At 61.4% G+C, this 13063-nt stretch carries 10 protein-coding genes and 1 pseudogene; 6 read left to right on the top strand and 5 right to left on the bottom strand.

What is annotated here, in order from left to right:
• Position 1: 1 nt before the first annotated feature.
• From PMI21_RS08355 to PMI21_RS08370, 4 genes are read left to right on the top strand one after another with little or no spacing between them, the layout of a single operon-like run.
• Positions 2-1207, top strand: coding sequence for an AAA family ATPase (locus PMI21_RS08355; protein WP_007940133.1), 1206 nt, complete (start codon positions 2-4; stop codon positions 1205-1207).
• Positions 1204-2484, top strand: coding sequence for a CpaF family protein (locus PMI21_RS08360; RefSeq protein WP_007940132.1), 1281 nt, complete (start codon positions 1204-1206; stop codon positions 2482-2484). Before PMI21_RS08355 ends, PMI21_RS08360 begins: the two co-directional genes overlap by 4 nt.
• Before the next feature lie 10 nt (positions 2485-2494).
• Positions 2495-3379, top strand: a complete 885-nt coding sequence (locus PMI21_RS08365) for a type II secretion system F family protein (RefSeq protein ID WP_007940131.1) — start codon at positions 2495-2497, stop codon at positions 3377-3379.
• The gene (locus PMI21_RS08370; protein WP_007940130.1) at positions 3376-4266 is read left to right on the top strand and encodes a type II secretion system F family protein; all 891 of its coding nucleotides are present in this window, start codon (positions 3376-3378) and stop codon (positions 4264-4266) included. Before PMI21_RS08365 ends, PMI21_RS08370 begins: the two co-directional genes overlap by 4 nt.
• A 158-nt stretch (positions 4267-4424) precedes the next feature.
• Here the strand turns inward: PMI21_RS08370 and PMI21_RS08375 are convergent, their stop codons facing one another.
• The 4 genes and pseudogenes from PMI21_RS08375 to PMI21_RS08385 form a co-directional block, all read right to left on the bottom strand.
• Entirely contained in the window at positions 4425-4799 is a 375-nt protein-coding gene (locus tag PMI21_RS08375; protein WP_007940129.1) for a DUF6124 family protein, read from the bottom strand.
• A gap of 376 nt (positions 4800-5175) precedes the next feature.
• A pseudogene (locus PMI21_RS30245) lies at positions 5176-5352 on the bottom strand (DUF6124 family protein); the annotation flags it as partial.
• Between the two features lie 800 nt (positions 5353-6152).
• A complete protein-coding gene (locus tag PMI21_RS08380) occupies positions 6153-6944 on the bottom strand; it encodes a response regulator transcription factor (protein ID WP_007940128.1) in 792 nt (263 codons plus the stop codon).
• 121 nt (positions 6945-7065) lie between these two features.
• Positions 7066-7536 (bottom strand): prepilin peptidase, encoded by a 471-nt coding sequence (locus tag PMI21_RS08385; RefSeq protein WP_007940127.1) that lies wholly within the window; start codon positions 7534-7536, stop codon positions 7066-7068.
• A 75-nt stretch (positions 7537-7611) separates the two neighbouring features.
• Here PMI21_RS08385 and PMI21_RS08390 point away from each other — a divergent pair, with 75 nt between their 5' ends.
• A complete protein-coding gene (locus PMI21_RS08390; RefSeq protein ID WP_007940125.1) occupies positions 7612-8052 on the top strand; it encodes a TadE/TadG family type IV pilus assembly protein in 441 nt (146 codons plus the stop codon).
• The gene (locus tag PMI21_RS08395; protein WP_007940124.1) at positions 8049-10820 is read left to right on the top strand and encodes a PAS domain-containing sensor histidine kinase; all 2772 of its coding nucleotides are present in this window, start codon (positions 8049-8051) and stop codon (positions 10818-10820) included. The genes PMI21_RS08390 and PMI21_RS08395 overlap by 4 nt, the downstream gene beginning before the upstream one ends.
• Here PMI21_RS08395 and PMI21_RS08400 read toward each other — a convergent pair.
• Positions 10790-12772: a pilus assembly protein TadG-related protein gene (locus tag PMI21_RS08400; RefSeq protein ID WP_007940123.1), complete on the bottom strand. Its 1983-nt coding sequence runs from the start codon at positions 12770-12772 to the stop codon at positions 10790-10792. The genes PMI21_RS08395 and PMI21_RS08400 overlap by 31 nt on opposite strands.
• Positions 12773-13063 lie beyond the last annotated feature (291 nt).

The following is a 13063-nucleotide window of genomic DNA, read 5'->3' as shown; positions in this document are numbered from 1 at the left end:
AATGAGCCAGAGCCAGAACCTGAGCCAGACCTTCCTCGCGATCACGCGCAACAACACCGACTTCGAGTGGCTGCAAGGGGCGCTCGCCCCTTTGGGCCGAGTGATCAGCGCCGGTGGCGGCAACCTCGACGAGCTCTTGACGCTGGTGGACGTGACCTTCGCCAGCCTGGTGTTCGTGGGTCTGGACCATGAGCATGTGGTAGCCCAGAGCGCGTTGATCGAGGGCGCCCTGGAAGCCAAACCGATGCTGGCGATCGTGGCCCTGGGCGATGGCATGGACAACCAACTGGTGCTCAATGCCATGCGCGCCGGCGCTCGGGATTTTGTCTCTTACGGCTCGCGCTCCAGTGAAGTCGCCGGCCTGGTGCGACGCCTGAGTAAACGCCTGCCGAGCGTGGCGCCGAACACACAACAGGTGCCACAAGGTGGCCTGACCGTACTTTACGGCGCACAGGGCAATGGCGACGGCGCGTTGCTCGCCAACCACCTGGCGCACGTGGTGCAAAAGAGCGGCCAGCAAACGCTGTTGCTGGATCTGGGACTGCCCCGTGGCGACAGCCTGGCCTTGCTGGGGCTGGAGAGCTCGTTTCATTTCGGCGATGCGTTGCGCCACCTCCGGCGCCTGGACGCAACGCTGATCGACAGCGCCTTCACCACCTGCGACGCGGGGCTGCGAATCCTCGCCTACGCCGGCAACGATGAACCGCTCGAACAGACCAGCGCCGCCGAGCTGTACATGCTGCTCAGTGCCTTGCGCCAACATTTCCAGCACATCGTGGTGAACCTCACCGGCCAGTCGGACAGTGAAGCGTTGCGCACCTTCGTCAGCCATTGCGACAAGTTGCTGTGGTACACCGATCAGAACGTGCTCGACTGCCGACGCAACCTTGAAGTGCTCAGCCGCTGGCGCGAAAAAGGCCTGAAGCTCAACCACGCCAGGTTGCTGGTGGATCGCTACCTGCGCAGCGTCGCGCCGGACTCCGACACCTTGGGCAAAATCTTCGGCATGGAGGTGATCGCGGTGTTTGCCTACAGCCCGGAAGTGCGGCTCAACGCCAAGAATCAAGGGCTGAGCCTGTTCGAGCTGGCCCCACGCGAGGGCCTGACCCAAAGCCTGCGCTCCCTCGGCGAACAGTTGGCCAAACGCTCCGAAAGCCCGGATAAGCCCAAGGCCGGCTGGTTCAACCGGTTGAGGGGCGTGCAGTGAGCGGGGAAAAACTCTTCGGCGCCCCCTCGCACGGGCCGACCGGCAATACCGACCACGAAGGCCTGAAACTGGTGCTGCACCGCTACATCATCGACGCCATCGAAGAGTCCGGGAAAAACCTGCTGGAAGGTTCGCGGCCCATGCTGTCGCAGTTCGTCACCGACAAAGTCGCCGAGTACATCGCCCGTCTGCACCTGGCGATATCCCGCTACGAAATGGAACGGCTGGCGGAAGAAATCGTCGATGAACTCACCGGTTTCGGTCCGCTGGAAGTGCTGCTGCGCGACTCGGCGGTGACCGAGATTCTGGTCAACGGCCCGCACCGTGTGTTCGTCGAGCGCGAGGGAGTGTTGCATCTGAGTGACCTGCGGTTTATCGACGACCACCATGTCGAGCGGGTCATGCAACGGATTCTCGCGCCCCTGGGCCGACGGCTCGACGAGTCTTCGCCGATGGTCGATGCACGCCTGCCCGATGGCAGCCGGGTCAACGCGATCATTCCACCGATTGCCCTCGATGGCCCATGCCTGTCGATTCGAAAATTCCGCAAGGACATGCTCAAAAGCTCCGACCTGATGGCGATGCAAACCATCGACCAGGCGATCTTCGAGTTCATTCAAGAGGCCGTGGGCAAGCGTTGCAACATCCTGGTCAGCGGCGGTACCGGCACCGGCAAGACCACGCTGCTAAACATACTCAGCCAGTTGATCGCCCCTCACGAACGACTGGTCACCATCGAAGACGTCGCCGAACTGCAACTCGGCCATCCTCACGTGGTGCGCCTGGAAACCCGGCCGCCGAATGCCGAAGGACACGGCGAAGTGAAGGCCAGCGACCTGATTCGCAACGCGCTGCGGATGCGCCCGGACCGGATCATCCTCGGCGAGATTCGCGGCGTCGAAGTGGTCGACGTACTCACGGCCATGAACACCGGGCACGACGGTTCGATGAGCACCGTGCACGCCAACAACGCCCAGGATGCGCTGTTGCGCCTGGAGACGCTGGTGGGCCTGACCGGACGGCTCATCGCCGAACGCACCCTGCGGCAAATGATTTGCGCGGCGCTGGATGTGGTGATCCAACTGACGCGCCTGCCCGATGGCCGCCGTTGCGTCAGCGAAGTGGTGGAGGTCGTCGGCATTCGTGATGACGTCTACGTGACCAACACACTGTTCCGCTTCGACCGACGTACCGGCCGCGGTTTTCTGCGCGAGGCGGCCAACCCCGCCGGCGACAAACTGCGTCGCGAGTCGGCGCTCTCTCCCTTGACGTATTGAAGGTCACGGCATGCTCAAACCGGCGCTGCTCATCCTGCTTTGCCTGACGCTGCTGGGGGTGTCGATCCGTTTGTTCTACAACGGTCTGCGCCAGACCGGCATCGATCGAACCCTCGGCCGCCTGACGCAGGGGCAACCGCAACTGACCGTCGCAAAATCATCCTGGACGGGCCTGGAACGGGCCTTTCTACGCGCCGGTCTCGGTCGCCCCACGGAGCGCCTGGGGTCGTGGCTGCTGCTCTGGGCCTTGGGCGTTTTGCTGGGCTTTGCCCTGGCGGGCTGGATCGGTTTGTTGATGTTGTTGCTGGCTCCGCCCCTCGCTCTGCGGCTGTACATCAGTTGGCGCTATCAGCGCCGGCTCAAACGCATGATCGAACAACTGCCGACGCTGCTCGATCACACCGTGCGCAGCCTGAAGTCCGGACGCACCCTGGCCGATGCGGTGCTGGGCGCCATCAACGCCGCCGAAGCCCCACTGAAAGACGCCATGGGTCGGGTTCAGCGCAACGTGCACTTGGGCGTCAGCCTGCCGGACGCGGTCTCGGACCTCGCCGAACTGTACGAGAAAGACGAGTTCCGCCTGTTCGCGCTGGGCCTGAAGGTCAATCACCGCTACGGCGGCAATGCCAGTGAGCTGTTTGAGAACCTGATCAAAATGATCCGCGAACGAGACCAGGCGGCGCGCCAACTGCGCGCCATGACCGGCGAAACCCGCGTCACGGCCGTGGTGCTGGGGCTGATGCCAGTGGGGCTTGCCGGCTACTTCCTGGTGTCCAATCCGAAATACCTGCTGGCCATGTGGAACAGCGGCTCGGGACAAATGATGCTGGCGACCGCGTTCGGATTGCAGGTCGTGGGCTGCCTGGCGCTGTGGCGCATGTTGCGTAGCGTATGAAAATCGCCCTGCTGACGAGCGCACTGCTGTTTCTGGCGGCCACGCTGTTGCTGCTCAGTGGCCTGCTGGACCAGCATCGACGTGCGCGCCAGGTGACCCAACGACTGGACGGCAAACCGCCAAGCGACCATCGCGTCAGTCACTGGCTACACATGTTGGGCGACAGCCGCATCGGTCAGCGTTCGATCCAGTTGGACAACGAAACCCAGACCCTGCTCAACCGCCTAGGCTGGCGCAGCGCCCGACAACGCTCGCTGTTCGCAGCCTGCCAGATCGGCACACCGGTGCTGGCGTTGGCCCTGTGCCTGTTGATACAGGGCCTGTTCTTCCCGCAGGTGAACAACCACTGGATCACCCCAACCCTCGCCACCGCCCTCGGCTACCTGCTGCCCAAACGCTTACTGGCCGCCGCCGCGCAGCAGCGGCAAAAACAACTGGCGATCGAGATATCGACCTTCATTCCACTGCTGCGCATCCTGTTCGAATCCGGCATGGCGGTGGAACAATCACTGCGAGTGTTGAGCGTCGAAGGTAAACAACTATTGCCGGCCCTGACCCACGAACTGCGCCTGATACTGGCGCGGGTCGATTCCGGCCTGGAACTGGGCGAAGAACTGAACAAGGCCACCCAATTACTCGCGGTGGACGAATTCACCGACACCTGCGTAATCCTTCAGCAACTGATCCATCAGGGCGGCGGCGCGATGAAATCACTGCTGGGGCTCAAGCTGCTGCTCGATGACCGACGCCTGACACGCTTACAGGAATACATCTCCAAAATGTCCGCCAAAATGTCCGTGGTGATGATGTTGTTCCTCTTCCCGGCGCTGCTGATCGTGCTGGCCGGACCAAGCTTCACCGCGCTGGCGCGGGCCTTTGGCTCTTGAAAGACCGGTGATCCTGCAGGAGCGAGCCTGTGGTGAGGGGGCTTGCCCCCGTTGGGCTGCGAAGCTGCCCCAAAACCTCTGGTGGTCCAAAGATCTTGTGAGTGCTACGCACTCAAACGGGGGCAAGCCCCCTCGCCACAGGTCGTTCCTACAAGGGGTCAGCTGTGTGGCGCGGCTTTTGGTACGTCGACGTTATCCAGCACCCGATTCACCGCCAGCTCGGCCAGCATGATCACCTGCTGAATCGCCAGGAGCGTATGCCGCTGTGGGGCGTCGACATATGCGGCGATGTCGCTGGTCATGACGCTGGCTGAAGCCAGTGATTCGCAGACATGGGCCAGCAGGCTTTCGTTGTCCATGTCCGGGGCGACCTGAAACATCCTGCTTGGTTTGCGGCCTTCGGGTTGTTTGGGCGGTGGCTTGAGGTAATGGTCGAGCGCGCGTTCGGCGGCTTCGTTGAGTTTTTTCGAATCGGGGGATTCGTAGGGGGAAACGTCGTCGGTTTCAGGGGGATTCGGTGTGGCTTTGAACATAGTGAAATCTCTCGGTTTATGAAATGGAGCCACTTCCAATTGCCGCGACGCAATTTGGAGGTGGCAGCTGTACGCGGGTTCGCGGACCGAGAACCGAGAACTCGGCATACCCGAGGGTATCCCGCGCACAGTCGCCATGACACGAAACGACAGACACCAGAAAGTGCTGTTGTTAGGTGGTGCGATTATGCATCAGTTCGGCGGACCGCGAAGCCCGATCGCTGAATTGTCAGCGACGGACAAAGGCTAGAGATTCCACTTCCGACGGACAACCTGAAAAACATGTGGGAAGGTTCTGATGTTTTTACCGACCAATAAACATCGTTGCCTGTGAGGTCGCCTTCGCGGGCAAGCCTCGCTCCTACAAGTGGGTCGGTGTATGTCTGCAATAAGGGGCGTCGACATACGCGGTCGCTGGTCATGACGCTAGCCGAGGCCAGTGATTCGCAGACATGGGGCAGCAGGCTTTCGTTATCCATATCCGGGGCGACCAGAAACACCTTGCTCGGCTTGCGGCTTTCGGTTGTTTGAGTGGTGGCTTGAGGTGGTGGTCAGCGGGGTGGCAACTGTACGCGGGTTCGCGGACCGAGATCTGAGGCTTGCTCGGCATACCCGAAGGTATCCTGCGCACAGTCGCCATGACACGTAACGACAGACACCCAATAGTGCTGTTGTCAGGTGGAGCGAATATGCCTCAAGAATCGAGCCGCGACGCCCGGACGCTGAATTGTCAGCGGCAGACAAAGGCTAGAGACGCAGCTTCCGACGGGCAACCTGAAAAATGCGTGGGAAAAGATCTGCGCACTGAGACATCAATTAAACATTCAAAAGCGGAACGCGGAGCGTCCCCGGCGGCGTTCCCACGCGGGAGCGTGGGAACGATCATTCAGGTACAGACGAAAGAGATGGGTCGGCTGTCAGGCCACCATCGCGAGCAAGCCCGCTCCCACAATGGAGCGGCATACACCCGCCAAACTACAGGCCGAGCGTTAGCTCGCCTGCCGCTTTTGATTTTGATCTGCCCGCCCCTTCGGGAGGCTGAGTGGAGGTGTTCATCTGGGGATTGGCGCGCAGCGCCGTTCGACGCAGTCGAACCCATCGCATGTAGGTTGAAGCGAAGCCAACCGTAGGGCGATGCTCCCAGATGGATACCGGAACGAAGGAACGCCGAGCCTTAGCGAGGGGCCGGACGCTTGGGGCGAGACCTTTTGGTTCCTTTTGGGGCGTTTGCCAAAAGGGACTCGCCGTAAGGGCGAAACCATAAGTAGCCGTTACCGCAGCAACGGATATGTACCCAGCACCAACAAGAACATGGTCGGCCCAAAGGCCGCCAAGATCAAAAGATCCAGAAACTCAGTGCGCAGAAACCCGCCGCCCCCCAGCGTTCCCGGGCGACAACGCCAACGCCACCTGCGTACGATTATGCATATGCGTCAACCGCAACACCTGCGACACATAAAGCTTCACCGTGTTCTCGGTAATCCCCAACTCACAGGCAATCTGATAATTGGTCTGCCCCTTGCCCACCAACTGCGCCACCTCCAACTGACGCGGCGACAACTGATTGAACACCGCCGGCATCCCCACCACCCGCTCCGGTTCACCGAGCGCACCGTCAACCGAACCGGACACAGGCTCCGGGGACGCCCCCCGCCGAACCTTGTCCAGATCCTGATAAAGCTCATCGATCGATTCACAAAGGTACTGCAGCTTCTGACTCAAATGCCCCAACTGCAGGTTTTTCTGCCGCTCCTGCAAGGCCACTTCCTGACGCTGCAAACCTTCGAGCAACTCAGCCAGATCAATCGGCTTCTGATAGTAATCGGCGAACCCGATACGCAAAGCCTTGATCACATCCTGCTTGTTCGCATGCCCGGTGAGCATGATCGCCTCGAACGCCCGGTGCTTGCCCGACAACCGCTGCAGCGCCTGGACAAGCTGGATGCCATCCATGTCAGGCATCTGCAAATCACACAACACCAGGCCGATATTCACGTCTTCGCTGAAACGCTCGATCGCCTGATGGCCGGAGACACAAGGCACACAGCGATAACCATTGAGCTCGATGAACTCGCAAAGCTCTTCGACAATCAACGGCTCATCATCAACCACAAGAACTTTTACTGCCGAGGTAACCTTGTTCACGTGCCACTCCATGCCAAGTCTGGCTTGGCCGCTCCTGCACCGACACCACAGGCTGTACAACAACTGTTTTGAAAGTAGACGCACTTTCCGACTATGTACATAGAACAGGGGACGCCTGCGACTAATGCATCCAGGCCAGTGTGAGCAACACACCCACCAGCACAAACGGCGCAAAGGGCTGCTTTTTTGACATGCCAGGCTCCAGGTAACGAAGACGCACCCTAAGCCTCTGACCCATATGCAGCCAGAGTCTTGGCGCCAGCAGCAGCCAGAGCGCACTGGCCAACCCGGCACCGATGAAACTGCCGAGCAGGTGCGTACCGTCCGTCGCAAGGCCCAGCGTCGCCATCAGCTTCACATCGCCTGCCCCCATACGTCGCACTGCATAACCGGGCAAGGTGAAGGCCAATGCCAACAACAAAGCCCATACGCCCTGCACCGCCTCGGCCCCCAGCCAAGTAGTCCCTGTCCACAACAGATAGATAAGCGCCAGCACACCTGCGCCAACGGTCAGGCCGTTGGCGATGTGGCGCTCTCGGGCATCCTGTGCTGCGCAAAGCGTCAGCCAGATGAGTAGGACAAGGCTCTGCATCCGGTAAAAAACGTCCGTTTTGGCTGAATGATTCTATGCTGACACTACGCAGTAATTGTCAGGGTAGACGCACTCATGAGTACAGGCCTCCCCCGCAAACAAAAAGGTGCCGTGGCGATTGAATTTGCCTTGGTGTTCGTGATTTTTTTCGCCGTGTTTTATGGGTTGGTCAGTTACAGCCTGCCGCTGTTACTGATGCAATCGTTCAATAAATCCACGGCTGAAGCGGTGCGCCGCAGTGTGGCGCTGGACCCGGGCACCACCAATTACGACACCGCCGTGCGAACCGTTGCCACCACCGAACTGACCCGGCAGTTGGCCTGGATTCCCGCCGCGCTGAACTTCAACGTGGCCACCGACGCCAGCGCCACCTACACCGGCGGCGTGCTGACGGTCACCATCAACTACCCCACCAGTAAACTGAATCAAGTGCTGCCGTTCCTGGTGCTGCCGGGGATCGGTGCCGTGCCCAATCTGCCGGCGACCCTCACCGCCCAATCGAGCCTGCAGTTTTGAGCTCCGGGGACAAACTCTTCGGGCGTCTGCTCAATCGCCATCCGCCACAGACCCCGAACACGCCAGACCCTGCGAGCGTGCAGCGTGTCGGTTTGCAGCTGCATCTGGATGATGAAGGTCGAGTGATTCACCTCAGTGGTCCACTGCGGCATCTGCTGGCGCAACAAATAGCCGACGCGCAGTCACCACCGCACCTGCTCGATTACCTCATGCCCCATAGCGCCCTGTCGGTGGAAGGTACGCCGGCCGAGTGGCAGGGACAGAGCCTGGACCTGGACTTTTTCAGCCTCGCCGGACAACCGCTGCACCTGCGCGGCTGGGTGCAGCCGCTGGGCGAAGAATGGTTGTTACAGTTGATCGACATCGGCGACCTGTTGCTCGAACGTCGACAAGCGCGCAGCCGTGAACAATGCCAGTTGCTCGCGGCGCAGGTCAGCGAACAGTTGCGCCTGTGTAGCCTGACGCGCCTGCCCGAGGTGCTGGCGGAGCAACTGCAAGGCCTGGCCCTGCGTTTTCAGATCCCGTGCATGGCCATGGCCTTGCTCGATGAACAGGCCGAGGGTTGGTTGATTCACCAGCAGTACGCGGCCTTCGATGCGCCAAGGTTGTGGGATGTCAATCAACGCCTGGGCACCGGCCTCGACAGTTTGAACGGCTCCGTCCCCCAACAGCTGACACCCAGCGAGCACCCACGCCTGCAAAGCATCTTCGGTAATGCCGAAGGGTTTGCGGTGCCCTATCGCAATGCCCAGGGCGTGGTCGCCTGGTTGCTCTGTGGTTTCTACCCGGTGCAAGAGCGTGCCCCCGACTTGAGCGAGCGCGACTGGTTGCAACTCACCGCCGCCCTGGCCGGGCCGCTGCTGGAGCGCTTGCGCGAGCATCGGCACCACCTGCAACTGGAGCGGCTGGAGTCTCTGCAAGCCTTGCTCGGCACCGGTTGGTGGGAGGTTTTCAGTGACCATGCCGAGGTGCAATTGGCGCCGTCGCTCGCCAGTACGCTGAGCCTGGCGAGGGCTCGTTTGCCGCTGCACGACTGGCTCGAACAGATTCACCCCGCCGACCGTGAAGAGCTGACGATTCGCCTGCAAACCTTGCAGGACGAAGGCGCGCCGCTGCTGTTGTGCGTGCGTCTGCATCGCCCCGACACGGCGCAAACGCCAATCTGGTATCGACTGCAAGGCCAGGCGTTGGGCATCGGCAAAAGCCGCCGGCTGGTGGGTTTCATGCTCGACATCAGCGACATCAAGAACCAGCAGCAGAACGCCGCTGCCGCCCATGCCCGGCTGGACAACCTGATCGCCAGTTCACCAGCGGTGATCTACGTGCAGCGCTATGTCGAAGGGGCGCTGCAACCGACGTTTTTCAGCGACAGCCTGCTGCCATTGCTCGGCTGGTCGCTCGCCGATTGCGCCGCCGGTGCGCTGGTGGAGCGGGTCCATCCCGAGGACCGCGACGGCTATTTCGAGCGCACCCGGCAACTGCTGCGCGAAGGTTCGGTGCGCGCCCGTTACCGACTGCGCGATAGTCGCGGCGATTACCACTGGCTGCTCGACGAGGCCAAACTGCTGCGCGACGACCTCGGGCTGCCGGTGGAAGCCGTGGGTCTGTGGCTGGATGTCACCGAGGCAACCCTGGCCGCCGAGAAGGTCAAGCAGAGTGAAGAGCGCTATCGGATTCTGGTGGAAGATTCCCCGGCGATGATCTGCCGCTACCGCCCCGACCTGACGCTGACCTTCGGCAACCGGCCACTGGCGACCTATCTGGAATGCCAACCCGAACAGCTGCCGGGGGTAAACCTGGGCAGCTGGATGTCGCCGGAGCAGCGCGAAGCGTTCCTCCAGCGCCTCAGTCGACTGAGCCCGGAGTTCCCGGTCAGCACTGCGGAAATCAACCTGCAACTGCCGGGACGGGAACACGCCTGGTGGGTCTGGTCGGATCGCGGGGTGTTCGACGAACAGGGTCGCTTGCTTGAGATTCAAGCCGTGGGCCGCGACAACACCGAGGTCCGGCGCGCCCAACAACAGCTTACCCAGAGCGCGAAAATGGCCACCCTCGGCGAAATGGCCACTGGGCTCGCCCATGAAATCAATCAGCCGCTGAACGTGATGCGCATGGCCATCGTCAATGTGCTCAAGCGTCTGAGCAATGGCGACGCACAAATCGATTACCTGACAGACAAACTCAATCGCATCGACGCACAAGTCCAGCGCGCCGCGCGGGTGGTGGATCACATGCGGGTGTTCGGCCGGCGTTCGGAGATCGAGCAGCAGCCGTTCAATCCGGTTCAAGCCATCGACGGCACGCTGGCGCTGCTGTCTGAAGGCCTGCGCGGCAAAGGCTTCGAGCTGCGGGTTAGCGAGAGCGGTTTTGATGTGCAAGTGCGCGGTTATGTCGATCAGCTGGAGCAGGTGCTGATCAACCTGATGGTCAATGCACGGGATGCATTGCTGAGCAAACGCGAGTCCGACCGTGAGTTCAAGCCGTGGATTTCGCTGTACGCCGAACGTGACGAGCATTCGGTGCGGCTGTGGGTCGAGGACAACGGCGGCGGCATCGATCCGCGGTTGCTGGAGCGGATTTTCGAACCGTTCTTCACCACCAAACCGGTGGGCGTCGGCACCGGGCTCGGGTTGTCGGTGAGTTACGGCATCGTCGAGAACATGGGCGGACGGTTGAGCGTAAGAAACGCAGCCGAAGGCGCGCGATTCTGTATCGAGTTGCCGATTGTCACGGGCGATCAGATCACCAGCGACGCGCGCCCTGAGTGACAACTGAGGTTGGCGCCGACGTCGACCTTGTTCAAGTCGACCCCAAGGCTTATCAGTACGGTGTTGATCAAACTGTCGAGCAACGGGTTGAGCACGCCGTTGATCGCGCTGACCAGCAAACTGGTCACGCTGCTCAGGATCGCTCCCAGACCGCCGACAAGACTGCCCGATGGGCCATACATATCGACGTGAATGTTAACCGGGGTGTTGAGCAGGTTGCTGACGATACTGCTGGTGGAAAACGAGTAGTAGAACGGTGGCTGGTTGATGTCCGGCAGGCTGCTGGCGGGGGGTGCGGAGTAGACGTGGGGCATGTTGGTGCTCGGCGTTACGCTGGTGTCGGCGACGATATCGATGCCACCACCGACACCGGGCACACGCGGATCGCAGGTGATGGGCACGAACAGCAATCTGCGGCAGGTTTTGATGCCGATATCGATCACCTTCAGCGGCTGCACCGTGACCGCCGGCGGTGCGGTGTTGCTGCCGAACATGCTGGCTGCATCGATCCGGCCGACTTTCAGGTTCACCAGCGATGTGCTGGTGCTGGTGGTCAGGGTTTTGTTGGTGTTGCTGACGCAGCTGTAGGCCGTGACGTAACTGTTGGCACTGGCGACATCCAGCGCCACGTCGAGCCGTATCGGCCCCGGTAGCACGATGATGTCCGGCGTCTGGCAGGGCACGCCTATGGCACAGGTCAGTGAATCGAGCACCGCCACCAGGTCGAGATTGAGCAAGGCGTTGAGGGTGTTGGTCAGCGGTCCTGCCAGATCAATCGCCGCATTAGCCAGAGCTGTAATGGCATCGAGTGCCGGCAAGTCGATCGACAACAACGTGCGAAGCTGCGCGGTTTTCACGTAGATCCGGTTGGGTCCCAGCGGATCCAGCGCGGCGTTTTTCGGATTGCCGATCGCGGAGAGTTGCGGCGGCTCCAGTACCTGCACTCGGGCGGTGATTTGCGCCAGCCCCGCCAGATTGATCGGCACCGTTGCCACCAGACCGTTTTTCTTGTTGGCCAGTTGCACGACGCCTTCGATCAGGTTGAACACACTCACAGTCGTCGCGAACGTTGAAATGTCGTTGCCGCTCTCGACGTGCAACAGATTCCCCAACACCACAGTCGTGGAGCCTGCGGCCACCTTGAGCGCTTGCAGACCGACAATGGTCGCCGTCGCGCCGAGGGTGCCGCCGGGGTCCAGCACATTGACGGCGGTCTGGATCAACTGGCTGACGGCCACCGAAGCACCCAATACCTGGCCATACCCGGCGGCGTTGAGGCCGAGGTCGACCTTCAGTCGATCAAGGTAACCCAGCAGGCTGATGTTGGTGTTCACCAACCCATCCCACCCTGCGACGGAGAGGTTCAGACTGCTGCCCAGCAAACCGCCGAACAGCGCATTGAGGGTGGCTGACTTGCTGCTATCGATGCTCAGCGCCGTGGTACGCAGGGTCAGCGATGCCAGCGGTGGCGGTAGCGCCGCGACGGCGGTCGCAGTCAGGTTGAGGGTCGCCCCGGCCGGCGCACCGCCGAACAGCGCGCCAACGCCACCGGCGAAACTCTGCTGCACCGAATGACCGACGATCACCCGAATGGCTTCGCTGCTGCTTGGGTTTGCCACAAAAACCCGCAGATTGTTGGCGTCCAGGCTCAAGGTGCCACAGGCTACCGCCAGGCTGCGCGTGGGGTCAGGAAGGGTGAAGCCGTTGCGGTTTACGCTGGCAGTGGCATAGACGGTCGCGGTGGTACCCGCAGCGCAATCTCCGTTACGCGTGGCAGCCTCCAGTGCGGCCATGTCCGCTATCCGCTGCAAGCTGCGTTTTTCCAGGTACAAGCGGCCACTGTCGACCATGATCAGCAGGAACACCAGGGCCATGCCGAGGGTCAGCACCGCCATCAAACCAATCGCTCCCCGTTGCCGGGCCGGGCTACGAAACTGCAAGCAGGGAGACATGGCGCACTCCTTTGCCGGCGCACCGCCGAGGGCTACCTCCATTGATGAACAGCAGTGTAGACAAGGGTTTGCCGGATTGCTGGCAACTCGCCATCCCACCAACAAAAACTCCATGTGGGAACGGACTTATTGTGGGGCGTGTGTGGCGAGGGGGCTTGCCCCCGTTGGGGCGCGAAGCCCCCCTAAAACCAGCAACCACAATCTTGAACTTAGAAAGTGGTGACTGGTTTTACGACTGCTTCGCAGCCGAACGGGGGCAAGCCCCCTCGCCACAGGCTCCCCCCCCCCCCC

Source organism: Pseudomonas sp. GM18, from assembly GCF_000282195.1.
In the GTDB taxonomy this organism is placed as follows: Bacteria; Pseudomonadota; Gammaproteobacteria; order Pseudomonadales; family Pseudomonadaceae; genus Aquipseudomonas.
The sequence above is the reverse complement of the archived record's forward strand: the minus strand, read 5'-3'. Positions and strand labels throughout refer to the sequence as shown.

Excerpts from the sequence above, each read along its gene's own strand:
- PMI21_RS08375 (WP_007940129.1), bottom strand. The coding sequence starts at position 4,799 with ATGTTCAAAGCCACACCGAATCCCCCTGAAACCGACGACGTTTCCCCC.
- PMI21_RS08365 (WP_007940131.1), top strand. The coding sequence starts at position 2,495 with ATGCTCAAACCGGCGCTGCTCATCCTGCTTTGCCTGACGCTGCTGGGG.
- PMI21_RS08390 (WP_007940125.1), top strand. The coding sequence starts at position 7,612 with ATGAGTACAGGCCTCCCCCGCAAACAAAAAGGTGCCGTGGCGATTGAA.
- PMI21_RS08385 (WP_007940127.1), bottom strand. The coding sequence starts at position 7,536 with ATGCAGAGCCTTGTCCTACTCATCTGGCTGACGCTTTGCGCAGCACAG.
- PMI21_RS08400 (WP_007940123.1), bottom strand. The coding sequence starts at position 12,772 with ATGTCTCCCTGCTTGCAGTTTCGTAGCCCGGCCCGGCAACGGGGAGCG.
- PMI21_RS08370 (WP_007940130.1), top strand. The coding sequence starts at position 3,376 with ATGAAAATCGCCCTGCTGACGAGCGCACTGCTGTTTCTGGCGGCCACG.
- PMI21_RS08355 (WP_007940133.1), top strand. The coding sequence starts at position 2 with ATGAGCCAGAGCCAGAACCTGAGCCAGACCTTCCTCGCGATCACGCGC.